The following is a 23,438-nucleotide window of genomic DNA, read 5'->3' on the forward strand; positions in this document are numbered from 1 at the left end:
CAAAATCTGGCTCTAGCAAATCCCGCGACGGGGTCGCAGGAAAAAACAAACTGGCATAAAACCAATTCATGATAAAGCTCGACACACTGTTGAGTTCTCAAAAGACACCCGCACACCATCCACCACCGCAAGGTGGTGCTCCGGGGCTGTGTTCTCGTCTGTGTCGCTACCGATCAGTGCCGGAGCAACTTTTCTACAGTACATGGTCCTGACCGTGGAGTCAAGCTCCACCAGGCCCACATCCAGAAGGCTACACCTTGCGATGCCTGGCCTTCCGGGGCGGCCACCTGTCCGGGGGCTGACTCTGGGCCGGAGGATCTCCGTCCCGGTCTGTCGTGCTGCCCGCCGTGGCGACGAGGAGAAAGTTACACAGGCCCTCGGACCATAGTCAAATCGGGGGTCCCTCTTCGGCGTTCCCGCAGGTCAGGACACCTTTCGGCCGGATCAGGCCGTGACCACCCTGGCTCCCGCGAGGTTCCGCTTCCCCCGCCTCAGCACGAGCCAGCGCCCGGGCAGGAGGTCCGCCTCCTCCGGGATCCACTGCTCGTCGGGCACCTTCACGTTGTTCACGTAGGCGCCGCCCTCGCCGACCGTGCGCCGGGCGGCACCACGGCTCTCCGCGAGCCCGGTGGCCACGAGCAGGTCCACGACGGTCGGCCGCTCGTCGAGGCGGACCGTGGCGGTGGGGACCTCGGCGAGCGCGGCATCCAGGGTGCTCGCATCGAGATCGTGCAGGTCACCGCGCCCGAAGAGCGCGCCGGACGCCGCGATGACCTGCTCGGTGTGCCGCCGGCCGTGGACGAGCGTGGTGAGCTCCTCGGCCAGCCTGCGCTGCCCGGCGCGCAGATGGGGCCGTTCGGCGACCGACTTCTCCAGCTCCTCGATCTCCTCCTGCGAGAGGAACGTGAAGAGCCGCAGGTACCGCCCGACGTCGGCGTCCGAGACGTTGAGGAAGTACTGGTACCAGGCGTACGGCGAGGTCAGCTCCGGATCGAGCCAGAGGCTCCCGCCCCCGGTGGACTTGCCGAACTTGCGGCCCTCGCTGTCGGTGACCAGCGGCGTGGTGAGGGCGTGGACGGCCGCGCCCTCCACCCGCCGGACGAGCTCGACGCCGCCGACGATGTTGCCCCACTGGTCGGAGCCGCCGATCTGTAGCCGGCAGCCATGACGCCGGTACAGGTGCAGGTAGTCCTGGCTCTGCAGCAGCAGGTAGCTGAACTCGGTGTAGGACATGCCGTCGGCGGCGAGCCTGCGCTTGACCGTCTCCCGGCTGAGCATGACGTTGATCGAGAAGTGCTTGCCGACGTCACGGAGGAACTCGAGGACGGTCTGCGGCCCGGTCCAGTCCAGGTTGTCGGCGATCAGAGCGCCGGTGGGTGAGTCGTCGAACTCCACGAACCGCTCGAGCTGCCCACGGATGCGTTCGGCCCAGTTGGTGACCGTTTCGGCGCTGTTCATGGACCGCTCGCCGACCTCTCGCGGGTCGCCGATCATCCCCGTGGCTCCCCCGGCGAGCACGATGGGCCGCGCTCCCGCCTGCTGGAACCGCCGCAGCGCCAGCAGCGGGACGAGGTTGCCGGCGTGCAGGCTGGGAGCCGTGGGGTCGAAGCCCGAGTAGAGCGTGAGCACTCCCTCCGCGAGCTCGCGCCGCAGCGCGTCCCGGTCGGTGCTCTGCGCGATCAGGCCGCGCCACTCCAGCTCGTCGAGGATGTCGTTACCCACGACACCGATCCTCCCCCACACCGGCCAGGGGTTTTCAGCCGCCCGTCAGCCGCCCAGGTGCGCGGCGAACTCACCGGGCAGGTCGTCGAGCAGCATCGGCAGGCTCAGCACGCTGCTGAACGACAGCGCGACCCCCTGCTCCTCGGTGAGGTCCACCACACCGCCCTCCTGGCCGACCCGCAGGGCCGGGTAGCCGGGCTGCTGCTCGAGACCGGAGGTGGAGGTGCCGGGGATGGTGATCCATCCCACGAGGTCGTTCTCGTCGAGCAGCCCGAGTTGCTCGGTGCTGATCTCCGCGTAGAAGTTCTGCCCGGCCAGCTCGTCGAAGCGGGCGGGCACGGTGAACCCCAGCGAGCCCAGGAAGCGCCCCCGGTTGTCCTTCGAGTTCCAGACGAAGTAGCTGCCCGTACCGGTGGAGCTCACCGCGGCCAGTGCGGCCCGCTTGCCGGCGAACTGCGGGTACTGCGCACGCACGGCCGCGAACCGCGCGTCCAGGTCGGTGACCATCTGCTCGGCCTGCGCGGTGCGCCCGACCGCCGTGCCGATCAACCGCGTCGCGTCCTGCCACGGCGCCTGGTAGGCGGGGAAACCGACGGGCTGGGTGATCGTCGGTGCGATCCGGGAGAACGTGGCGTACTGCTCCGCGTCGAGCCCGGCCGACACGGCCACGATCAGGTCCGGCCGCAGGGCGGCGATCGTCTCGGGGTCGATCTCGGCGCCGAGCACCTGGGGCTGCCCGTCCTGCAGGTGGTCGGCCGCCCACGGCCACGTCGCGAAGGGCCTGTTGCCGGTGAACTCCCGGATCGCGACCGGGACGACCCCGAGCGCGAGGAGGGCGTCCTGGTCGGTGTAGCCCAGCGAGACGACGCGGCGTGGCTCGGCGGGCACCACCGTGGAGCCGAGGGTGTGCTCGACGGTCACCGGGAACGCCGCGTTCCCGGGTGCCGGTGCCGCCGCCCCGTCTGCCGGGGAACCACCGCCGGCGCAGGCGGCGAGCAGGACGGCAGCGGCGAGGAGGGGCGCGAGCACGCGCCATGGCCGGAGATGCGTGACGATCACGAGCGCAGGTTAGGCTAACCTATCGAAGTCGGTCAAAGGCGCCCCACCGGCGCGTTCCGGCCCGGCCGGTACTGGCTCACCGCGGCCGAACCGGCCACCCAGAACCGCCACGGCAGGTCGTGCGCCGCCGCCACCCCGACCCGAGGTCCGGAGCGCACCAGTGCCGGGTCGATCGGCGGCGCGGCCAGCAGCCGCACCGGCGACCCGGGATCGGTGACGTCCACGCCGTTGTGCTCCCGGCCGAACCCGAGCAGCGACGCGAGCCGGGCCGGGCCCCGCGCGAGATCGGCCGAGCGCCGCGCGGTCGGCCGTCGGGCGTGGGCGACCGCGAGGTCCGACTCGACCTCGCCCGCCCGCAGCAGCACCGCACCCGCCTCCCCGTCCTCGAGACAGCTGATGTTCGCGCAGAAGTGCATCCCGTAGACGAAGTAGACGTACAGATGCCCGGCCGGCCCGAACATCACGCCGTTGCGCGCCGTACGACCGCGGAAGCTGTGCGACGCGGGGTCGTCGGCGCCGCGGTAGGCCTCCACCTCGACGAGCCGCACGGCCACCGTGCCCTCCGGGGTGTCGGCCTCGACCGTGCACCCGAGCAGCCGGACGGCCGCGACGAGGACGTCGCCGGCCAGCTCGTCGCGGTCCAGCAGCGGCGCCGGACCGTCCTCGCCCGCTGGTCGTGGTTCCGTGCTCACGCTCGGCTCAGCGGGCGGCCAGCGCGAGGCGGACGCAGTCGGTGACGCCGTACATGGCGCGCTCCACCTCGGCCAGCTCCGGGAACGTCGGTGCGAGCCGGATCGTGCGGTCCTCCGGGTCGGTGCCGTAGGGATGGGTCGCGCCCGCCGGGGTCAGCGCGATCCCGGCCTCCCCCGCCAGCCGGACGACCTCCGTGGCCGTGCCGTCCGGCACGATCAGCGTGACGAAGTACCCGCCGGCCGGCCGCGACCAGTGCACGCCGGACACCGATCCCAGGCGCTCGGTCAGGATCCGGTTGACGGCGGCGAACTTCGGGGCGATCAGCTCCCGGTGGCGCCGCATGTGCTCGCGCAGGCCGTCGGCGTCACGCAGGAACATCACGTGCCGCAGGTGGTTGGTCTTGTCCGGCCCGATCGTGCGCTTCGCGGTGAGCGCGAGCCACCACTGCACGTTGGCCGGGGACGCGCCGAGGAACGCCACGCCCGCACCGGCGAGCGTGATCTTCGAGGTGGAACCGAAGACGAACGGGCGGTCGGGGTGCCCCGCGTCCGCGGCCAGCGCCAGGACGTCGGCGATCTCCACCTCGTGCTCGGTGAGGTGGTGCACCGCGTACGCGTTGTCCCAGAAGATCCGGAAGTCCGGCGCCGCTGCCGGCATCGAGGCGAGCCGGCGCGTCGTGTCGTCGGAGTAGACGGCGCCGTCGGGGTTGGAGTACTTGGGCACGCACCAGATGCCCTTGACCGACGGGTCGACGGCCACGATCTCCTCGACCACGTCCATGTCGGGGCCGTCGGCGGTCATCGGCACCTGTACCAGCTCGATGCCGAGTCGCTCGCAGAGCGCGAAGTGCCGGTCGTAGCCGGGGGTCGGGGCGAGGAACCGCACCCGCTCCTCGTCCACCCAGCGGCGGTCGGCGCCCGGGAGCGGGCTGAGCAGCGCGTGCACGAGCGTGTCGTGCATGAGCTCCAGGCTCGAGTTGCCGAACGCGATCAGCTGCTCCACCGGCACCCGGAGAAACGGCGAGAACAGCCCACGCAGCTCCGGGAGTCCCTGCATGCCCTGGTAGTTGCGGGTGTCGGTGCCGTCGGCCGCCCGGTAGTGCTCGCCGGGCAGGCTCAGCATGGGGGTGGCCAGGTCGAGCTGGGCGCTGGACGGCTTGCCGCGGGTGAGGTCGAGCGAGAGGCCGTGGGCGCGCAGCTCGTCGTAGGCGGCACGGGCCGCGTCGAGATCGAGCTGCGCTCCCACGTCGGCGGTGGACGAGGTCATGCGGGTTCTCTTCCGGTGGAGGCTGGCGTGAGTGCGGCCCGGGCAGCGGCTGCGGTGGCGCGCAGCGCGTCGAGCTGTTCGGCGACGCGCTCCGCCGCCGTCCCACCGCGGGCGTTCCGCGAGGCTATCGAGCCCTCGACGGTGAGGACCTCGCGGACCGCGGGGGTGAGCGCCGGGTGCACGGCGGCCAGCTCCGCGTCAGTGAGGTCGGCGAGCCCGACACCGCGCGCCTCCGCGGCCCGGACGCAGCCACCGGCCGCCTCGTGCGCCGTGCGGAACGGGACACCGGTCCGCACCAGCCACTCGGCGACGTCGGTGGCGAGGGTGAACCCGGCCGGGGCGAGCTCGGCGAGCCGGTCGGTGTGGAAGGTCAGGGTGGCGACCATCCCGGCGACCGCGGGAAGCAACAGCTCGAGCTGCTCGACCGAGTCGAACAGCGGCTCCTTGTCCTCCTGCAGATCGCGGTTGTAGGCCAGCGGCATCGCCTTGAGGGTGGCCAAGAGCCCGGCCAGGTTGCCGATCAGCCGCCCGGCCTTGCCGCGGGCCAGCTCCGCGACGTCCGGGTTCTTCTTCTGCGGCATGATCGAGCTGCCGGTGGAGAAGGCGTCGTCGAGGGTGACGTAGGAGAACTCCGCGGTGGCCCAGATGACCACCTCCTCGGCGATCCGGGAGAGGTCCACCGCGATCATCGCCAGCACGAACGCGGCCTCGGCCGCGAAGTCGCGCGACGCCGTGCCGTCGATGGAGTTGGCGGCCGACGAGTCGAACCCCAGCTCCGCGGCCACCGCCTCAGGGTCGAGCCCGAGCGACGACCCGGCCAGCGCCCCCGAGCCGTACGGCGACACCGCAGCGCGCCGGTCCCAGTCGTGCAGGCGGTCGACGTCGCGCAGCAGGGCGTGGGCGTGGGCGGCGAGATGGTGGGCGAGCAGGACGGGCTGCGCGTGCTGCAGGTGCGTGCGCCCGGGCATCGGGGCGTCCGGGTGCGCAGCGGCCTGGGCGACCAGCGCGTCGACGACGTCCAGCACACCCGCGCCGACCCGGCGGGCTCCGTCGCGCAGCCACATCCGGAACAGTGTGGCCACCTGGTCGTTGCGTGAGCGCCCGGCACGGAGCTTGCCCCCCAGCTCGGGGCCGGCCCGTTCGATGAGGCCCCGCTCCAGCGCCGAGTGCACGTCCTCGTCGTCAGGCGCGGGTCCGAACGCGCCCGACTCCACGTCGGCTTCGAGCTTGGCCAGCGCGTCGAGCATGCCCGCGAGCTCGCCGTCGGTGAGCAGGCCAGCGCGGGCGAGCACACGGGCGTGCGCCATCGAGCCGCGCAGGTCGTACGGAGCCAACCGCCAGTCGAAGTGCGTGGACTTGGATAGTGCAGCCAGGGCGTCCGCCGGGCCGGACGCGAACCGGCCACCCCACAGCTGGGACCCCGCCATCAGTCGGTACCCGCTTCCAGAGCGGCGGCGTCGAGGGACGTTCCCGGGTCGCGCTCACCGGTCTCCTCGGCCGTCGCGATCCGGTCGAAGCCGCCCGCGGGCAGCTCGCCGAAGAGGGTGCCGTGCTCGACGAGCACCGTCCCCTGCTCCTGCGGCTGCGCGGCGTAGGCCTCCAGCTTGGCGCGGGAGTCGGCGATGTCGAGGTTGCGCATGGTGAGCTGGCCGATCCGGTCCGTGGGCCCGAAGGCGGCGTTCTCGACCCGCTCCATGGAGAGCCGGTCGGGGTGGTAGGAGAAGCCGGGCCCCTGGGTGTCCAGGATCGTGTAGTCGTCGCCGCGGCGCAGGCGCAGCGTGACGGTGCCGGTCACGAGCGAGGCGACCCAGCGCTGGACCGACTCGCGCACCATCAGCGCCTGCGGGTCCAGCCAGCGCCCCTCGTAGAGCAGCCGGCCCAGCTTGCGGCCCTCGTTGTGGTAGTTGGCGACCGTGTCCTCGTTGTGGATCGCGTTGAGCAACCGCTCGTAGGCGGCGAAGAGCAGCGCCATCCCGGGCGCCTCGTAGATGCCGCGCGACTTCGCCTCGATGATCCGGTTCTCGATCTGGTCGGACATGCCCAGGCCGTGGCGTCCGCCGATCGCGTTGGCCTCGCACACGAGGGCGACCTGGTCGGCGAACCGCTTACCGTTGATCGCCACCGGATACCCGGCCTCGAAGGTGATCGCGACGTCCTCGGTCTCGATCGAGACCGACGGGTCCCAGAACTTGACCCCCATGATCGGCTCGATGGTCTCCAGGGACACGTCGAGGTTCTCGAGGGTCTTGGCCTCGTGGGTCGCCCCCCAGATGTTGGCGTCGGTGGAGTACGCCTTCTCGGCCGCGTCCCGGTAGGGCAGCCCGTGGGCGGTGAGCCACCTGCTCATCTCGTGGCGGCCGCCCAGCTCCTGGACGAAGTCGGCGTCGAGCCACGGCTTGTAGATGCGCAGCTCGGGATTGGCCAGCAGGCCGTAGCGGTAGAACCGCTCGATGTCGTTGCCCTTGAAGGTCGAGCCGTCGCCCCAGATGTTGACGTCGTCGGCCTGCATCGCCCGTACCAGCAACGTCCCGGTGACGGCGCGGCCCAGCGGGGTGGTGTTGAAGTACGTCCGGCCCCCGGACCGGATGTGGAAGGCGCCGCACGCCAGCGCGGCCAGCCCCTCCCCGACCAGCTGCGGCCTGATGTCGAGCACGCGGGCGATCTCGGCGCCGTACTGCTTGGCGCGCGCGGGCACGCCGGACATGTCCAGCTCGTCGTACTGGCCGAGGTCAGCGGTGTAGGTGCACGGGATCCCGCCCTTGTCGCGCATCCAGGCGACCGCCACGGAGGTGTCGAGGCCTCCGGAGAAGGCGATGCCGATCCGCTCGCCCTTGGGGAGGGAGGTCAGGACCTTGCTCACGAGATGGTTGCTCCTTGGTCAGAGTTCGCGCAGGCGCGCGACGAGTTGGGCGCCGGTGAGGGGTTCGCGGGCCACCACCAGGAGAGTGTCGTCGCCTGCGATGGTGCCGACGACGTCGTGCAGCGCGGCCCGGTCCAGCGCGCTGGCCAGGTAGTGCGCTCCCCCCGGCGGGGTACGCAGGACGGCCAGGTTCCCACTCGCGTCCGCGGACACCAGCAGGTCCCCCAGCAGCCGGGCCAGCCGTGCGGTGCCGCCCTCGATGCCGCGCACCGGACTGCCGTCGTCCGGGATCACGTATACCGGAGTGCCCCCGTCGGCGCCGCGCAGCTTGACCGCGCCCAGCTCGTCGAGGTCCCGCGAGAGCGTGGCCTGCGTGGTGCCGATGCCGTCGGCCTCCAGCAGCGCGAGCAGCTCGGACTGGCTGTGCACCGACCGGTGCGCGATGAGCTCGACGATGCGGGCCTGCCGCGCGGCCCGGGAGCGCCCGGGTGCCGACGGACCGGCCAGCGCCGTGTCGCGGTCGTCGCCCACGGCTGTCATGACTGCTGCACCAGCCAGGTCAGCAGCGCCTTCTGGGCGTGCAGGCGGTTCTCCGCCTCGTCCCACACCGCACTCGCGGGACCGTCGATGACCTCGTCGGTGATCTCGTCGCCACGGTGGGCCGGCAGGCAGTGCAGCACGATCGCATCCAGCGCGGCCCTCTCCAGCAGCGCGGCGTTGATCTGCAACGGGCGGAACGGAGCGGTGCGATCCATGCCGTCGCCCTCCTGGCCCATGGAGACCCAGGTGTCGGTGACCACGACGTCGGCCCCGTCTACGGCGGCGTGCGGGTCGGCCACCAGTTCGACACCGCCACCGGTCTCGGACCCGCGGTTCTTCGCGTCCCGCAGCACGCCGGCGTCGGGCTGGAAGCCCTCGGGCGCACACACCCGGACGTGCAGCCCGGCGGTGGCCCCGCCGAGCAGCAACGAGTGGGCCATGTTGTTGGCGCCGTCGCCCAGGTAGGTGAGGGTGAGCCCGGCGAGCCGGCCGAAGCGCTCCCGGATCGTCTGCAGGTCGGCGAGCACCTGGCAGGGGTGGAACTGGTCGGTGAGCGCGTTGACCACCGGCACGGTCGCGACGGCCGCCATCTCCTCGATCCGCGACTGGTCGCCCGTGCGCCAGACGATCGCGTCGACGAAGCGGGAGAGCATCCGCGCGGTGTCGGCGATCGTCTCGCCGCGTCCCATCTGGCTGGACCGGGCGTCGACGATCAACGGATGCCCGCCCAGCTGCGCGATCCCGGCCTCGAACGACAGCCGCGTGCGGGTCGACGGCTTGTCGAACAGCACGGCGACCGGGCGCGGACCGGCGAGCGACCGGTGCGCGTACCGGTCTGCCTTCATCACGTCGGCGAGGTCCAGCACCGCCCGCTGCTCGTCGGGGGTGAGGTCGTCGTCGCGGAGCAGGTGCCTAGTCATCGGCAGCGTCCAGGAACGACGGCAGCGCGGTGAGGAACTCCCGCGCCTGCTCCTCGGTGAGGACGAGCGGCGGCACCAGCCGGACCCGGTCCGGCACCGCGTTGTTGACGAGGAACCCGCCGTCGCGGGCCGCGGCGGCCACCGCGGCCGAGACGGGCTTCGTGAGGCCGATGCCGATCAGCAGCCCGGCGCCGCTGACGTCGCGGACCAGCGGGTGGCCCAGCGACTCGACGGTCGTGGCGATCTCCTTGCCGACCAGGTTCACGTGTTCGAGCAGGCCCTCGTCGGCGATCGTGCGCAGCACGGCGAGCGCCGCCGCCGCGCAGACCGGGTTGCCGCCGAAGGTGGTGCCGTGCTGCCCGGGCTCGAGCAGCGCACCGGCCGCGCCGATGCCGATGCACGCGCCGATCGGGAGGCCGCCGCCGAGGCCCTTCGCCAGCGTCACGACGTCGGGGACGACGCCGTCGCGCTGGTGGGCGAACCACGCGCCGGTGCGGCCGATGCCGGTCTGCACCTCGTCCAGGACGAGGAGCGCCCCGCGGGCGGCGGTGATCTCCCGGGCCGCCCGGAGGTAGCCGGCAGGCGGGTTCACCGCGCCGGCCTCTCCGAGAATGGGTTCCAGGAACACCGCGGCGGTGTCGGGGCCGACCGCCGCGTCGAGCGCGGCGACGTCGCCGTAGGGCACGTGCGAGACGCCCGGGGTCATCGGCTCGAACGGGGTGCGCTTGGGCTCCTGGCCGGTGAGCGCGAGCGCGCCCATCGTGCGGCCGTGGAAGGCGTTCTCGGCCGCGATGATGTGCGGCCGGCCCGTGCGGCGCGCCATCTTGAACGCCACCTCGTTGGCCTCGGCGCCGGAGTTGCAGAACAGCACCCGGGCCTGCGGCTGGTCGAGCAGCTCCAGGAGCTTCTCGGCCAGGTCGAGCGGCGGCTGCGTGATGTAGAGGTTGCTCGTATGCCCGAGGGTGGAGATCTGCCGCGTCACGGCCTCGACGACGGCCGGGTGCGCGTGCCCCAGCGCGTTGACGGCGATGCCGCCGACCAGGTCGAGGTAGCGGCGCCCGTCGGCGTCCCAGACCTCGGCGCCGCTGCCGCGCACGAGCGCCAGCGGCGGCGTGCCGTAGTTGTCCATCATCGCGCTCTGCCACCGGGTGGTCAGATCGCGCGGCTCACCCGGTGCGCTCATGACGGCACCACCATCGTTCCGACTCCCTCACTGGTGAACACCTCGAGCAGCACCGAGTGCGGCACCCGCCCGTCGATCACGTGGGCCTGCGGCACCCCACCACGAACCGCGCGCAGGCAGGCCTCCATCTTCGGCGCCATCCCGCTCTCCAGCGCCGGCAGCATCGGCTCCAGCTCGTCGGCCGTGAGCGAGCTGATCACCGAATCCGGATCCGGGTAGTTCGCGTACAGCCCCTCGACGTCGGTGAGCACCACGAGCTTCGCGGCACCCAGCGCCGCTGCGAGCGCGGCGGCTGCGCTGTCCGCGTTGATGTTGTACACGGTGCCGTTCTCGTCCGGTGCGACCCCCGCCACCACCGGGATCCGACCCGCGCGGACGATGTCGAGCACCGCGTCCGGGTTGACCGCCACGACGTCGCCGACCAGGCCGATGTCGACCGGCTCACCCCCGACCAGCGCGGTGCGCTTCTCGGCGGTGAAGAGCCCCGCGTCCTCCCCTGACAGGCCGACGGCGTACGGGCCATGCTGGTTTACCAGCCCGACGAGCTCGCGCCCGACCTGTCCGACCAGCACCATCCGGACGATGTCGATCGTCTCCGGGGTGGTGACGCGCAGCCCGCCACGGAACTCCCCCGGCAGACCGAGTCGCGTGAGCATCGCGGTGATCTGCGGGCCGCCGCCGTGCACGACGACCGGCCGGATCCCGGCGAGCCGCAGGAACACCATGTCCTGGGCGAACGCCTGCTTGAGCTCCTCGTCGACCATCGCGTTGCCGCCGTACTTCACCACCACGACCTGGCCGTGGAAGCGCTGCAGCCACGGCAGCGCCTCGGCCAGCACCCCGGCCTTCTCCCCCGCGCGCTTGAGCCGCACGGCGGTGGACCCGGTGTCGCCTGCGGCCGTGGCCGTCTCAGGAGGGGTAGGCACTGTTCTCCTCCACGTAGGCGTGCGAGAGGTCGGTGGTGCGGATCTCCGCGGTGCCCGCGCCGAGGCCGAGCTCGATCGCGACGAGGATGTCCGGTCCCGTCAGGTCGGCGTCGGTGCGCCCGCCTGCCGCCACCCCGCCGCGGCACAGCAGCGAGCCGTTGATCGTGATGTCGAGCCGGTCGGGGTCGACATCGGCGTCCGAGTAGCCGACGGCGGCGGCGACCCGGCCCCAGTTGGCGTCCGAGCCGAACAGCGCGGTCTTGACCAGGCTGTCGCGGGCCACCGTCCGGGCGACCGTCACGGCGTCGTCCTCGTCGGCCGCTCCCGTGACCCGCACCATGATCCGCTTGGTGACGCCCTCGGCGTCGGCCTGCATCTGCCCCGCCAGGTCGAGGCACACCTGCGTGAGCGCCTCGGTGAACAGCTCGGGTTCCGGGGTGACCCCGGACGCGCCCGAGGCGAGCAGCAGCACGGTGTCGTTGGTGGACATCACCCCGTCGATGTCCAGGCGGTCGAAGCTGACGCGCACGGCGGCGCGCAGTGCCGGTTCGAGCGCGGCCCGGTCGAGCACAGCGTCCGTGGTCAGCACGGTCAGCATCGTGGCCATCGACGGGGCGATCATCCCCGCGCCCTTCGTGGTGCCCCCGATGCTCCAGCCGGCCCCGTCGGCGTGGGCGCACTGCTTGGCGACGGTGTCGGTCGTCATGATCGCGGTGGCGGCGGCGAGCCCGGCCTCCGCGGTAGCGCCCAGCTCGGCCACGGCCTTCTCGACGCCGGCGAGCACCAGGTCGCGGGGCAGCTGCCGCCCGATCAGCCCCGTGGAGCCCACGGCGACCTCGATCGCCCCGCAACCCAGCAGCTCGGCGGCCTTCTCGGCCGTCGCGTGCGCGGTCTGGAAGCCCTCCGGACCGGTGCAGGCGTTGGCGCCACCGGAGTTGAGCACCACGGCGCGCAGCCGTCCGCCGGTCAGCACCTGCTGGGACCACAGCACCGGCGCGGCCTTGACCTTGTTGCGCGTGAACAGGCCGGCGGCCCCGAACTCGGGCCCGTCGTTCACCACGAGGGCGAGGTCGGACGCCCCGCTGGACTTGAGACCCGCCACCACTCCTGCCGCCCGGAATCCCCGGGGGGTGACGAGGCCCTTGCCGGGTTCGTTCGCACTCACGGAGCCACCCCCGTGAGCGGCAGGCCCGTGGTCTCCGGCAGCCCGAGCGCCAGGTTCATGCACTGCACAGCGGCTCCTGCCGTGCCCTTGGTGAGGTTGTCGATCGCGGCGACGACCACCAGCCGCTGCGCGTCGGCGTCGACGGTGACCTGCAGCTGCGCCGTGTTGGCGCCGAGCGTGGCCGCCGTGGTGGGCCAGGTGCCCTCGGGGAGCAGGAACACGAAAGGCTCGTCGGCGTAGGCCTTCTCGTAGGTCTCCCGCGCCCCCGCGCCGTCACCGGCCAGAGGGGCGGAGCAGGTGGCCAGGATGCCGCGCGGCAGCGGAGCGAGCACCGGCGTGAAGCTCACGGTGACGGGCCGGCCGGCCGCGGCGGAGAGGTTCTGCACCATCTCGGGCGTGTGCCGGTGCACGCCGCCCACCCCGTACGCCGAGAGCGACCCCATCACCTCGGCACCCAGCAGGTGCGGCTTCAGGGACTTCCCGGCGCCGGACGTCCCGCTCACGGCGGTGACGACCACGTCGGGCGTGACGAGCCCGGCGGCGAGCGCCGGGAAGAGCGCGAGGCTGGCCGCCGTCGGGTAGCAGCCGGGAACGGCGACCCTGCGGGTGCCGCGCAGCGCGTCGCGCGCGCCGGGCAGCTCGGGCAGCCCGTAGGGCCAGCTCCCGGCGTGCTCGCCGCCGTACCAGCGGTCCCACGCCGCCGCGTCGGTGAGCCGGTGGTCGGCACCGCAGTCGATCACGACGGTGTCGTCACCGAGCTGCGCGGCCAGCTCCGCCGATCGCCCGTGCGGCAGCGCGAGGAAGACGACGTCGTGCCCGGCGAGGGTCTCCGGCGTGGTCTCCTCCAGGACTCGCTCGGCCAGCGGCAGCAGGTGCGGCTGGTGCACGCCCAACGGCGTGCCCGCGCTCCCTCCCGCCGTGAGGCCACCGATCTCCACCTCGGGGTGCGCGAGGAGCAGCCGCAGCAGCTCTCCTCCCGCGTACCCGCTCGCACCCGCAACCGCTATCCGCATCACCTGCATGACTATGCACGAGAGCGTAAGTCGATGCAATCAGATAGCCGGGCGCGAGACGGACGCCGCAGTTCGGAGCCCTCACCCCATCGTCTTCTGGCCGTCCAGGGACTCTCGGATGATGTCGGCGTGCCCGGAGTGCTGGGCGGTCTCGGCGACGATGTGCTGGAGCACGCGCCGGAACGACCAGCGCTTGCCCTTCTCGAACCACGGCGCTTCGGGCAGCGGGTGGGAGGCGTCCAGGTCGGGGAGGGTGGCCACCAGTTCGTCGGTGCGCCGCGCCACCTGCTCGTACTCGGCGAGCACGCCGGCGAGGGTCTCGTCGGGGAGCAGCTGGAACGTGGCCACGTGCGCGTCGATCACCTCCTGCGGCGGCTCGCCGCCCTCCCAGCCACCGCCCGTGGCGGACGGCCCGTCGAGGATGAAGTCGGCCCACCCGCGCTCGACCCCGGTGACGTGCTTCACCAGGCCACCCAGGCAGAGCTCGCTGGCCGTGGTGCGCAGCCGGGCCTGCTCATCGGTGAGGCCCGCCACGGTGTGGCGCAGGAACCGGCGCTGGGTCGCCAACGCCTCCAGCAGGTCCGCGCGCTCACCCGTCACGGTCGCCCCCGCGGTGCTCGTGTTGCTCGTCGTGCTCGTCGTCATCGTCTCTCCGCCTTCGGGTCGGTCGGTCCGTCGTGAAGTACGGTACGAACCATTGGTGCCACTTTCTGGCCTGAATTGCCGGGAGACTGGGGGACATGGCGAACACGAGCTCCCGGATGCTTCGGCTGCTCTCACTCCTGCAGACCCACCGGTACTGGCCGGGCACGGAGCTGGCGGACCGGCTCGAGGTGTCCGTCCGCACCCTGCGCCGTGACATCGACCGGCTGCGCGAGCTCGGTTACCCGGTGGAGGCCAACCGCGGCGTCGACGGCGGCTACCAGCTCGCCCCGGGAGCGGCGCTCCCACCGCTGGTCCTCGACGACGAGGAGGCCGTGGCCCTCGCCGTCGGACTGCAGACCGCCGTGCAGAGCGGGGTCTCGGGAGTCGCGGAGTCGTCGGTCCGCGCTCTCGCCAAGGTGGTGCAGGTGATGCCACCCCGGCTGCGACGACGGGTGGAGGCCCTGCGTGCGATGACGGTTCCCGCCACCTGGGGCGGTGCGGCCGGCTCGACCGTCGACCCCGGGGACCTCACCGTCCTCGCCCAGGCCTGCCGCGACACCGAACGGCTCGAGTTCGGCTACACCGCGTCGAGCGGCGAGCGCACCGAACGCCACGTGGAGCCGTTGCGCCTCGTCCCGCTGGGGCGCCGCTGGTACCTCGTCGCCTACGACCTCGTCCGGCACGACTGGCGCAGCTTCCGCCTCGACCGGCTCGACCGGCCCCGCAGCACGGGCACCCGGTTCCGCGCCCGCGAGCTTCCCGCCGAGGATGCCGCCACGTTCATCCAGGAGAGGATGGGGCAGCTTCCGGCCTCGTACGCCGTCGAGGTGCTGGTCGACGCCCCGGCGGGGACCGTCCGGCGACACATCGGCCGGTGGGCCACGGTCGAGGAGGCCGACGAGCACCGGTGCGTGGTGCGGATGCGCACGGACTCGCTGGACTGGCCGGCGATGGCGCTCGGCTCGCTCGGCGCGGAGTTCACCGTGCAGTCACCGCCCGAGCTGCTCGACCATCTCCGCCGCTGGGCAGGGACGTTCGACCGGGCCGCGGGCCGCGGCGCGGCCGGCCATGTCGGGAATGCGTGATCCGTCGATCAGGTTGGGCCGGGCGTGGAACTCGGAGTGCACACCTTCGCCGACGTCAGCCTCGACCCGAACGGCGTGGGGCCTGCGCAACGGGTGCGTGAGGTGGTCGAGGAGATCACGCTCGCGGACGAGGTGGGCCTCGACGTCTTCGGGATCGGCGAGCACCACCGCCGTGACTACGCCGCGTCGGCACCGGCGATGATCCTGGCGGCCGGGGCCGAGCACAGCTCCCGGATCCGGCTCACCAGCGCCGTCACCGTGCTGAGCTCCGACGACCCGGTGCGGGTGTTCCAGCAGTACTCCACGCTCGACCTGCTCTCCGGCGGCCGGGCCGAGATCATGGCCGGGCGCGGGTCGTTCACCGAGTCGTTCCCGCTGTTCGGCTACGACCTCGCCGACTACGACGAGCTGTTCGCGGAGAAGCTCGACCTGCTGCTGGCGCTGCGCGGCGCCGAGCGCGTCACCTGGTCCGGGCGCCTTCGGCCCCCGCTGCACGACCAGCCGGTGTACCCGCGTCCGGTGCAGAACCCGTTGCCCGTGTGGGTGGCCGTCGGGGGCAACCCGCAGTCGGTCGTCCGCGCCGGAGCGCTCGGACTGCCGCTGGCGCTGGCGATCATCGGCGGCGAGCCGGAGCGGTTCGTCCCACTGGCCGACCTGTACCGCGAGGCGCTGCGGCGCACCGACCACTCCGCCCTGCCGTTCAGCCTCAACCTCCACGGCTTCGTCGCCGACACCTCGCAGGCGGCCGGTGACATCTACTACCCGGCCCACTCCGAGGTGATGAACCGGATCGGGCGCGAGCGCGGCTGGGGCCCGACGAACCGCGCCGCGTTCGACGCGCAGGTCGCCCTGCGCGGCGCGTACGTGGTGGGCTCGCCCGAGCAGGTGGCTGAGAAGATCCTCTTCCAGCACGAGCTGTTCGGGCACCACCGCACACTCATCCAGTTCGCGATCGGCAGCGTCCCGCATCGGGACGTGCTGCGGGCCATCGAGCTGTTCGGCACCGAGGTCGCACCGCTGGTGCGGGCCGAGGTGGCGCGCCGCGAGGGCGCGACGGCGGCCGTCACCTCCTGACAGCCTCCGCGCCGGCTAGTGCACCGAGCGGATCGTTCCGCCGTCGACCCGAAGCGTCGCGCCGCTCACGTAGGCGGCGAACGGGGAGGCCAGGTACACCACGGCGGCGGCGATCTCCTCCGGGCGACCGAACCGGCCCACGTCGTTGGGCACCCACTCGGTCGCCGCGTGCCGCTCGATCTCCTCGAACGACTCCCCCCATTCGTGCGCAGGGGCGATGTCGACCAGGAGGTCGCGGACCGCGTCGGTCAGGATCACTCCCGGCGCCACGACGTTGGACGTCACGCCCGAGCCCGCGAGCTCCCGCGCGAGGGAGACCGCAAGGTTGTGCCGGGCGGCCAGCGTCGCGTTGTAGTGCGGCTGGACGGCCATCGGCTGGATCGCCAGCCCGCCGCCGATCTGGATCACCCGACCCCAGCCGCGTTCGCGCATGAGTGGCACCAACCGCTGGATCAGCCGGACCCCGGAGATCACGTTCACCTCGTAGGTCGTCGCCCACACCGCAGGCGTCGCCTCCGCCCATGACAGGTAGTCGTAGGACCCCGCGTTGTTGACGAGGATGTCGACCGGACCGCCGGCCAGCGCCTGGGCGACGACCGCATCGGCCCCGTCGTCGGTGACGAGATCGCCGATGGCGACGTCGGCGCGACCACCACTCGTCCGGATTGCGTCGACCACCGCCGTCACCCGGGCCTCGTCGCGGCCGTGCACCACGACATCGGCGCCCTCGGCGGCCAGCATCCTGGCGGTCGCCTCCCCCAGTCCCGCGCTCGACCCGGTGACCAGCGCCCGTCGGCCCGTCAGCTGCACATCCATCAGTCACTCCGTCCCGACTCCTTGTCTACGACCGTAGACCTGTGGGAGCAGCAAAGTCTACACTCGTAGACGTGACTCTCGACCCTCCTGCCGAGCGCCCCCGCAACGCCGCGGCCACGAAAGCGGCGATCCTGGAGTCGGCCGTCGTCGCGTTCACGCGATCCGGCTACGACGGCGCAGGCGTGCGGGAGATCGCACAGGCGGCCGGTGTGACCGCGATGCTGGTCAACCGCTACTTCGGCTCGAAGGAACAGCTGTTCCGCGAGGTGGTGGACGTCGTACTCGCACCGCCGACGATCGTCCCGGAGGACTCCGCCACGCTCGCCCACCGCGTCGCCGAGACGCTCACCGCCCGGACGACGCCCGAGGCGGAGCACCTCGACCCCTTCCTGCTGATGCTGCGGTCGGCCTCCAACCCGCGCGCCAACGAGATCGTCCGTGCCGGTATCGAGAGGTATGCCGGGCGTCGCCTTGCCGCGTTGCTCCCCGGGCCGAGGCCGGACGAGCGCTCCGAGCTGCTGCTCTCGCTCATCGCCGGCGTCTGGCTGTTGCGCAAGGTGGTCGGGACGACGGCGCTGGCCGCCATGGAGCCTGCGGACCTGACCCGGCGGCTGGAGGAGGTGTTCGGGGCGGCCATCGCCCCGGATCCGGACGAGCCGGCCGATCGCGGCAGGGCGGAGAGCGGCGGGGCGGTCGAATAGTTCCGAACCGCCCCGCGGTGGCGGGCCCTCCGGTTACCGTCGCCCGGTGCGGCGCGCGTGGCTCGGAGCGGTGGCGGTCGTCCTTGCGGTCACGGCCGCGGGCTGCACCACGGTGGTGTCGGGCAACGGTGTGGCCGCACCGCCCGCCGGCGAGGCCGCCCCGCCGCCGGGAGCCGCCCCGCCGCCACAGCCGGTGCCGACCACGCCCACCGGTCCGCGCAGCGGGCTCGACGTCGACGTGCTCGACGACGAGTGCCTGCTCAACGCCGCGGAGTTCGGCGACCTGGTCGGAACGGCGGTGCGGCCGCCCGCGCAGGGCTCGGTCGAGCGGGGCGACGGGTCGCGCAGCTCCAGCTGCGTGGCCACCACCGGCACGGAACCGGTCGCGATGATCAACGTCTACGCGGTGCGGTCGGGCACGCCTGCCGACTACGTCCGCGCCGGGCCGGCCGGTCGCCGCGACCTGCCCGGCGTCGGCGAGGCCGCGGCCGTGATCGACACCGCCACCGGGCCGACGCTGCAGCTCGCGAGCCCGCGCTACCTCGTGACCATCCTCGTCGACGGCCGCGTGCCCTCCGACGACGCCTGGCGCGCGGCGGCGGCCGCCGCTCTCTCCCGGCTCCCCGTGTGAGACCAGGAGGTCAGCGCTGGCTGGCTGCGTACCGCTCGGCGGCCACGGCCACGGCGGAGTCGCGTGCGGCGTTGGCCTCCTCGCTGGTCAACGTCCGGTCGGGAGCACGGAACCGGAGGGTGAACGCCAGCGACCGGCGCCCCGCCCCGACCTGCTCACCGGTGTAGACGTCGAAGAGCCGGACCTCCTCCAGCAGCTCGCCACCGCCGGCGCTCAGCGCCTCGGCCAGCTCGGCGGCGGGCACGGAGGCGTCGGCCACGAGTGCGACGTCCACCGCGATCGGCGGGTACGGCGACACCCGAGGCGCAGGGCGCCGGTCGTCCAGCGGGATGAGGTCGAGGTCGAGCTCCATCGCGCAGGTGCGCTCGGGCAGCCCGAGCACCTCGACGACCTTCGGGTGCAGCTCGCCGGCGTGCCCGACGATCCAGTCGCCCACGCGCAGGGCGGCGCACCGGCCCGGGTGGAACGGCGGGTGCGTCGCCGCGGTGACGCGCAGCTCCACCCCGGCGGCCTGGCCGACCAGCAGCCCGGCCTGCACGGCGTCCGCCCAGCTCGCCGAGCGGCCCGGCCCCCACCAGCCGCGCGCCTCCCGGTCGCCGGCGAGCACCGCCGAGACGTGGACGGGCTGAGCCGGCAGGGCGGCCTCGATCTGCGCGAGCTCGGCGTCGGACGGGCGGCCGTCGACGGCGGGATCGGGCATCGGCAGCGGCTTCGCGTGCGGCAGGACGACCTGGCCGATGTGGTAGAGCGCGAGATCGGTGGCGCCGCGGGAGCGGTTGCGCACCAGGGTGTCGAGCAGGCCGGGCAGCAGCGTGCCGGCGAGCTCGGCGCGCTCGGCGTCGAGGGGGTTGAGCACGTGCACCGTCCGGCGGCGCGGGTCGTCGGCGGCCAGGCCGAAGGCGTCCCAGACCGTCGGATCGACGAACGGGAACGGCAGCACCTCGACGTACCCGGCCTCGGCCAGCGCACGTGACACCGCGCGACGGCGCTGCTGGGCAGGGGTCAGCCCGCGCCCACCGGGTGCGGACGGCAGCACCGAGGGAATCACGTCGAGCCCCTCCAGCCGCAGCACCTCCTCCACGAGGTCGGCGGGCTGCCCGAGGTCGGGCCGCCACGACGGCGGCGTGGCCACGACGTGGCCGCGCCCGTCGTCACCGGTGACGAGCTCCACCGCACAGCCGACCTGGGCGAGCCTGCGCACGGTGGCCCCGGGCGGGTAGGCGACACCCGCGACCCGGTCGGGCAGCTCCAGCGGCATCTCGACGGGGGCGGGCTGCGGCGCCGCGCCCACGTCGGTGCGACCACGAGCGACCGCGGCCCGGCCGTGCTCGACGAGCAGTTGCGCCGCGCGCTCGGCCGCCACCGGCGGCAGCTGCGGGTCGACCGTGCGCTCGAAGCGCCTCGACGCCTCGCTGGGCAGCTTGTGCCGCCGCGCGACCCGCGCGATCACCGCAGGGTCGAAGTGCGCGGCCTCGATGAGGACGTCGATCCGGCCGTGCTCGTTGGCTCCGGAGATCTCCGTGGACGCCCCACCCATCACCCCGGCCAGGCCGATCGGGCCGGAGTCGTCGGTGATCAGCAGGTCGTCGGGGTCCAGGGTGCGCTCGACGTCGTCGAGCGTGCGCAGCTTCTCCCCCGCCTCCGCCCGGCGCACCACGATCGGGCCCGACAGGCACGAGGCGTCGTAGGCGTGCAGCGGCTGGCCGAGCTCGATCATCACGTAGTTCGTGACGTCGACGATCAACGAGATCGGGCGCATGCCGGCGGCCAGCAGGCGCCGCTGCATCCACCAGGGCGACGGCGCGGTGGGGTCGACCCCGTTCACCCGGCGCGCGACGAACCGGGGGCACCCGGAGTCGGCCAGCTCGACCGGCCAGGCGTCGCCGATCGCCGGCGGCACCGTGACCCGCATGGCCGGGTCGGCGTAGTCGGCGTCCAGGGAGCAGGCGAGCTCGCGGGCCAGCCCACGCACCGAGAAGCAGTAGCCGCGATCCGGCGTGACGTTCAGCTCGATGACCGCGTCAGGGGCGTCGGGCGAGAGGCCGAGCAACGGCCGGGCGTCCTCGCCGGGTTCGGCGGTGTCCGGCGGCAGCACCAGGATGCCGGCGTGGTCGGCGCCGATGCCGAGCTCCCGCGCCGAGGCGATCATGCCGTCGGAGACGTGCCCGTAGGTCTTGCGGGCCGAGATCGCGAACCCGCCGGGCAGCACGGCGCCCGGCAGCGCGACCACGACGAGGTCGCCGGCGGCGAAGTTGCTCGCGCCGCAGATGATGCCGCGCGGCTGCGCCTCGCCCACCTCGACCTGGCACCAGCGGATCGGCTTCTTCAGCCCGGTCAGCACCTCGAACTCGAGCACCCGGCCGACGACCAGCGGGCCGGTCAGCTCCGGCGCCCGGTGGACGTCCTCGATCTCGAGACCGACCCGGACGAACGCCTCGGCCGTCTCGTCGGCGGGTGGGACGTCACCGAGCAGCTCGGCGAGCCAGGACTGGGAAACGCGCACGGGATTGCTCCTGGGGGATCAGATGCTAGATGCCGAACGCGCGGCTGAACCGGACGTCACCCTCGACCATGTCGCGCATGTCGGGGATGCCGTTGCGGAACATCAGCGTGCGCTCCAGGCCCATGCCGAACGCGAAGCCCGAGTAGACGTCGGGGTCGACCCCGCAGGCACGCAGGACGTTGGGGTTGACCATGCCGCAGCCGCCCCACTCGACCCAGCCGGCGCCGCCCTTCTTCTCCGGGAACCACACGTCCACCTCGGCGGACGGCTCGGTGAAGGGGAAGAACGACGTGCGCAGCCGCGTGCGGGACGCGGCACCGAACATCGCGCGGGCGAACGCGTCGAGGGTGCCCTTGAGGTGCGCCATCGTGATGCCCTTGTCGACGGCGAGGCCCTCGACCTGGTGGAACACCGGCGTGTGGGTGGTGTCGAGCGCGTCGGTGCGGAACGTCCGCCCCGGGCACACCACGTAGACGGGCAGGTCGCGCTCCAGCAGGGCCCTGGCCTGCACCGGCGACGTGTGGGTGCGCAGCACGGTGCCCGAGGTCTCGGAGTCACCCAGGTAGAACGTGTCCTGCATGGTGCGGGCCGGGTGGTCCTTGCCGAAGTTCAGCGCGTCGAAGTTCAGCCACGACGACTCGACCTCGGGACCCTCCGCCACCTCCCAGCCCATGCCGACGAACACGTCGGCGATGCGCTCGGAGATCTGCGTGACCGGGTGGCGCGCGCCGCGCGGCGTGCGGTCCCACGGCAGCGTGACGTCGATCGTCTCCTCGACGAGCACGCGCTCGTCACGCTCGGCGACCAGCACCTCCCGGCGGGCGTCGAACGCCTCCTGCGCCCGCTGGCGGGCGGCGTTGACCCGCTTGCCGGCCTCGGCCCGCTCGGGCCCGGGCAGCGAGCCGAGCTCGCGGCGCGCCAGCAGCAGCGGAGCGCGGTCGCCCAGGTGGGCGGGCTTGACGGCGGCGAGCGCGGCCAGGTCGGATGCCCCCGCGAAAGCCTGGACCGCCGCGGCGACCGCAGCGTCCAGCGACTCCGGGTGCAGCTGGCTCATCACGTCCGTGCTCTCAGTCATGGTGACTCGATCCTAGTGTCGCCCCGCCGTGGCCCTGTCGCCGCTGTGCCGCCACGCTCGCGTACAGGCACACCGCCGCGGCCGTGGCCAGGTTGAGGCTCTCCGCCCGCCCGTGGATGGGGACCCGGACGCGGTGGTCGGCCCGCTCCGCCACGGTGGCCGGAACGCCGTGTGCCTCGCCACCGAATATCCACGCGACGGGGCCGGCGAGCACCGCGTCGGCGGCGGGGTCGTGCAGGTCCAGCTCGCCGTGGGCGTCGGCGGCGAGCAGCGTGAGGCCGGCCGCGCGGCAGGCGTCCAGCACGGTGCCGGTGTCACGGTCGCGGGCCAGCGGGAGGTGGAAGACGCTGCCCGTGGACGCCCGCACCGCCTTGCCGTTGTGCGGGTCGACGGTCTCGCCCGCGAGCAGGACCGCACCGGCACCGGCGGCGTCGGCCACCCGGATGACGGTGCCGGCGTTGCCCGGGTCGGCGATACCGGCACACACCGCCACCAGCGCGGGGCGGCCCGCCAGCGCGTCGGCGACCGGGATGTCGAGCAGATCGCACACGGCCACCAGTCCCTGCGGGGTGACGGTGTCGGACAGCGACTCGGCGGCGCGCTCGGTGACCGGACTGATCCGGGCGCCGACGTCCGCCGCCGCCGTGACCAGCTCGGGATGCCGGACCGCCGCGGCGTCGGTGACGAACAGCTCGTGCATCCGGCCGGACCGCGGGCCCGCCCACTGCACGGCCTCGCGGACGGCCTGCGCTCCCTCCACGAGAAACCGCCCGGCCCGATCGCGGCCGGCGCGGCGAAGCAGCTTGCGGGCTGCGACGACGCGCGGCGTGCGTTCGGTTCCGGGCGGTACGGGCACGATCGCGCCGGACGGACGGCTCAGGCCGCGGTCCCGTCCTGCGCGCCGGCCTGGGCCGGCACGTTGGCCTTGGCCACCTCGACGAGCGCGGTGAACGCAGCCGGGTCGCTGATGGCGAGCTCCGACAGGATCTTGCGGTCGACCTCGACACCCGAGGCCTTGAGGCCCTGGATGAAGCGGTTGTAGGTCATGCCGTTGGCGCGGGCCGCGGCGTTGATGCGGGTGATCCACAGCTGCCGGAAGTCGCCCTTCTTGGCACGACGGTCGCGGTAGGCGTAGTTCAGCGAGTGGAGCATCTGCTCCTTCGCCTTGCGGTACAGCCGCGAGCGCTGCCCGCGGTAGCCGCTCGCCAGCTCAAGGGTGGTGCGACGCTTCTTCTGAGCGTTGACCGCGCGCTTCACGCGTGCCATGGGGGTGTCCTTACGTCTCTCGGTCAGGCGGGAGGGGTCAGCAGTGGAGCTGCGCTGTCAGCGGCCGAGCATCTTCTTGACGCGCTTGACGTCGGCCTTGTTCACGGGCACGACGCCGGAGAGGTCGCGGGTCTCCTTGCTCGACTTGACCTCGAGGCGGTGCCGCAGGCCGGCCTGCTGACGCATGAGCTTGCCGCCGCCGGTCACCTTGACCCGCTTGGACATCCCACTGTGCGTCTTGTTCTTGGGCATGACAGTTCCGTTCACCGGTGACGCCCCGGTGCGGGGGCGTCAG

Annotated in this window: 23 protein-coding genes; 4 read left to right on the forward strand and 19 right to left on the reverse strand. The window is 72.9% G+C overall.

What is annotated here, in order from left to right; all coding sequences use genetic code 11:
* Positions 1–444 precede the first annotated feature (444 nt).
* From tyrS to HF577_RS15525, 13 genes are all read right to left on the reverse strand, one after another.
* Positions 445–1,722, reverse strand: coding sequence for a tyrosine--tRNA ligase (gene tyrS, locus HF577_RS15465; RefSeq protein WP_169396555.1), 1,278 nt, complete (start codon positions 1,720–1,722; stop codon positions 445–447).
* A gap of 45 nt (positions 1,723–1,767) precedes the next feature.
* Complete coding sequence (locus tag HF577_RS15470) at positions 1,768–2,781, reverse strand: iron-siderophore ABC transporter substrate-binding protein (RefSeq protein WP_169396556.1); 1,014 nt, start codon at positions 2,779–2,781, stop codon at positions 1,768–1,770.
* Between the two features lie 32 nt (positions 2,782–2,813).
* The gene (locus HF577_RS15475) at positions 2,814–3,473 is read right to left on the reverse strand and encodes a DNA-3-methyladenine glycosylase (RefSeq protein WP_312859155.1); all 660 of its coding nucleotides are present in this window, start codon (positions 3,471–3,473) and stop codon (positions 2,814–2,816) included.
* 7 nt (positions 3,474–3,480) lie between these two features.
* Complete coding sequence (locus HF577_RS15480) at positions 3,481–4,740, reverse strand: aminotransferase class I/II-fold pyridoxal phosphate-dependent enzyme (RefSeq protein WP_169396557.1); 1,260 nt, start codon at positions 4,738–4,740, stop codon at positions 3,481–3,483.
* Positions 4,737–6,167 carry an argininosuccinate lyase gene (gene argH, locus HF577_RS15485; RefSeq protein WP_169396558.1) on the reverse strand — a complete coding sequence of 477 codons (1,431 nt, stop codon included), beginning with the start codon at positions 6,165–6,167 and terminating at the stop codon, positions 4,737–4,739. Before argH ends, HF577_RS15480 begins: the two co-directional genes overlap by 4 nt.
* Positions 6,167–7,600, reverse strand: coding sequence for an argininosuccinate synthase (gene argG / locus HF577_RS15490; RefSeq protein WP_169396559.1), 1,434 nt, complete (start codon positions 7,598–7,600; stop codon positions 6,167–6,169). Before argG ends, argH begins: the two co-directional genes overlap by 1 nt.
* Before the next feature lie 18 nt (positions 7,601–7,618).
* Entirely contained in the window at positions 7,619–8,140 is a 522-nt protein-coding gene (locus tag HF577_RS15495) for an arginine repressor (RefSeq protein WP_169396560.1), read from the reverse strand.
* Complete coding sequence (gene argF / locus HF577_RS15500) at positions 8,137–9,060, reverse strand: ornithine carbamoyltransferase (protein ID WP_169396561.1); 924 nt, start codon at positions 9,058–9,060, stop codon at positions 8,137–8,139. Before argF ends, HF577_RS15495 begins: the two co-directional genes overlap by 4 nt.
* Positions 9,053–10,243, reverse strand: coding sequence for an acetylornithine transaminase (locus HF577_RS15505; protein ID WP_169396562.1), 1,191 nt, complete (start codon positions 10,241–10,243; stop codon positions 9,053–9,055). Before HF577_RS15505 ends, argF begins: the two co-directional genes overlap by 8 nt.
* Positions 10,240–11,169 (reverse strand): acetylglutamate kinase, encoded by a 930-nt coding sequence (gene argB / locus HF577_RS15510; RefSeq protein WP_407692209.1) that lies wholly within the window; start codon positions 11,167–11,169, stop codon positions 10,240–10,242. Before argB ends, HF577_RS15505 begins: the two co-directional genes overlap by 4 nt.
* Positions 11,153–12,334, reverse strand: coding sequence for a bifunctional glutamate N-acetyltransferase/amino-acid acetyltransferase ArgJ (gene argJ / locus HF577_RS15515; protein ID WP_169396563.1), 1,182 nt, complete (start codon positions 12,332–12,334; stop codon positions 11,153–11,155). The genes argB and argJ overlap by 17 nt, the downstream gene beginning before the upstream one ends.
* Complete coding sequence (gene argC / locus HF577_RS15520) at positions 12,331–13,356, reverse strand: N-acetyl-gamma-glutamyl-phosphate reductase (RefSeq protein WP_169396564.1); 1,026 nt, start codon at positions 13,354–13,356, stop codon at positions 12,331–12,333. The genes argJ and argC overlap by 4 nt, the downstream gene beginning before the upstream one ends.
* A 72-nt stretch (positions 13,357–13,428) precedes the next feature.
* Entirely contained in the window at positions 13,429–13,992 is a 564-nt protein-coding gene (locus tag HF577_RS15525; protein WP_169396565.1) for a DinB family protein, read from the reverse strand.
* A gap of 95 nt (positions 13,993–14,087) precedes the next feature.
* Here HF577_RS15525 and HF577_RS15530 point away from each other — a divergent pair, with 95 nt between their 5' ends.
* Both HF577_RS15530 and HF577_RS15535 read left to right on the forward strand, forming a co-directional pair.
* The gene (locus HF577_RS15530) at positions 14,088–15,077 is read left to right on the forward strand and encodes a helix-turn-helix transcriptional regulator (protein WP_169396566.1); all 990 of its coding nucleotides are present in this window, start codon (positions 14,088–14,090) and stop codon (positions 15,075–15,077) included.
* Between the two features lie 24 nt (positions 15,078–15,101).
* A complete protein-coding gene (locus HF577_RS15535) occupies positions 15,102–16,151 on the forward strand; it encodes an LLM class flavin-dependent oxidoreductase (RefSeq protein ID WP_169396567.1) in 1,050 nt (349 codons plus the stop codon).
* 15 nt (positions 16,152–16,166) lie between these two features.
* On the opposite strand, the gene HF577_RS15540 is transcribed toward HF577_RS15535, so the two are convergent.
* Positions 16,167–16,967, reverse strand: a complete 801-nt coding sequence (locus HF577_RS15540; protein ID WP_169396568.1) for an SDR family NAD(P)-dependent oxidoreductase — start codon at positions 16,965–16,967, stop codon at positions 16,167–16,169.
* A gap of 71 nt (positions 16,968–17,038) precedes the next feature.
* Here HF577_RS15540 and HF577_RS15545 point away from each other — a divergent pair, with 71 nt between their 5' ends.
* Positions 17,039–17,668 carry a TetR/AcrR family transcriptional regulator gene (locus HF577_RS15545; RefSeq protein WP_169396569.1) on the forward strand — a complete coding sequence of 210 codons (630 nt, stop codon included), beginning with the start codon at positions 17,039–17,041 and terminating at the stop codon, positions 17,666–17,668.
* A 46-nt stretch (positions 17,669–17,714) separates the two neighbouring features.
* The gene (locus tag HF577_RS15550) at positions 17,715–18,299 is read left to right on the forward strand and encodes a hypothetical protein (RefSeq protein ID WP_169396570.1); all 585 of its coding nucleotides are present in this window, start codon (positions 17,715–17,717) and stop codon (positions 18,297–18,299) included.
* Positions 18,300–18,309: 10 nt separating this feature from the next.
* Here HF577_RS15550 and pheT read toward each other — a convergent pair whose 3' ends face one another.
* Genes pheT through rpmI form a run of 5 tightly spaced genes read right to left on the reverse strand, consistent with a single transcriptional unit; the run spans position 18,310 to position 23,395 of the window.
* A complete protein-coding gene (gene pheT / locus HF577_RS15555) occupies positions 18,310–20,802 on the reverse strand; it encodes a phenylalanine--tRNA ligase subunit beta (RefSeq protein ID WP_169396571.1) in 2,493 nt (830 codons plus the stop codon).
* A gap of 25 nt (positions 20,803–20,827) precedes the next feature.
* Positions 20,828–21,877 carry a phenylalanine--tRNA ligase subunit alpha gene (pheS, locus tag HF577_RS15560; RefSeq protein WP_169396572.1) on the reverse strand — a complete coding sequence of 350 codons (1,050 nt, stop codon included), beginning with the start codon at positions 21,875–21,877 and terminating at the stop codon, positions 20,828–20,830.
* Positions 21,870–22,733, reverse strand: coding sequence for a TrmH family RNA methyltransferase (locus HF577_RS15565; RefSeq protein ID WP_169396573.1), 864 nt, complete (start codon positions 22,731–22,733; stop codon positions 21,870–21,872). Before HF577_RS15565 ends, pheS begins: the two co-directional genes overlap by 8 nt.
* 20 nt (positions 22,734–22,753) lie before the next feature.
* Positions 22,754–23,143: a 50S ribosomal protein L20 gene (gene rplT, locus HF577_RS15570; RefSeq protein WP_169396574.1), complete on the reverse strand. Its 390-nt coding sequence runs from the start codon at positions 23,141–23,143 to the stop codon at positions 22,754–22,756.
* A 57-nt stretch (positions 23,144–23,200) separates the two neighbouring features.
* Positions 23,201–23,395, reverse strand: coding sequence for a 50S ribosomal protein L35 (rpmI, locus tag HF577_RS15575; RefSeq protein ID WP_169396575.1), 195 nt, complete (start codon positions 23,393–23,395; stop codon positions 23,201–23,203).
* Positions 23,396–23,438: the final 43 nt, after the last annotated feature.

It is taken from the genome of Pseudonocardia xinjiangensis (assembly GCF_012911925.1).
Lineage (GTDB): Bacteria > Actinomycetota > Actinomycetes > Mycobacteriales > Pseudonocardiaceae > Pseudonocardia > Pseudonocardia xinjiangensis.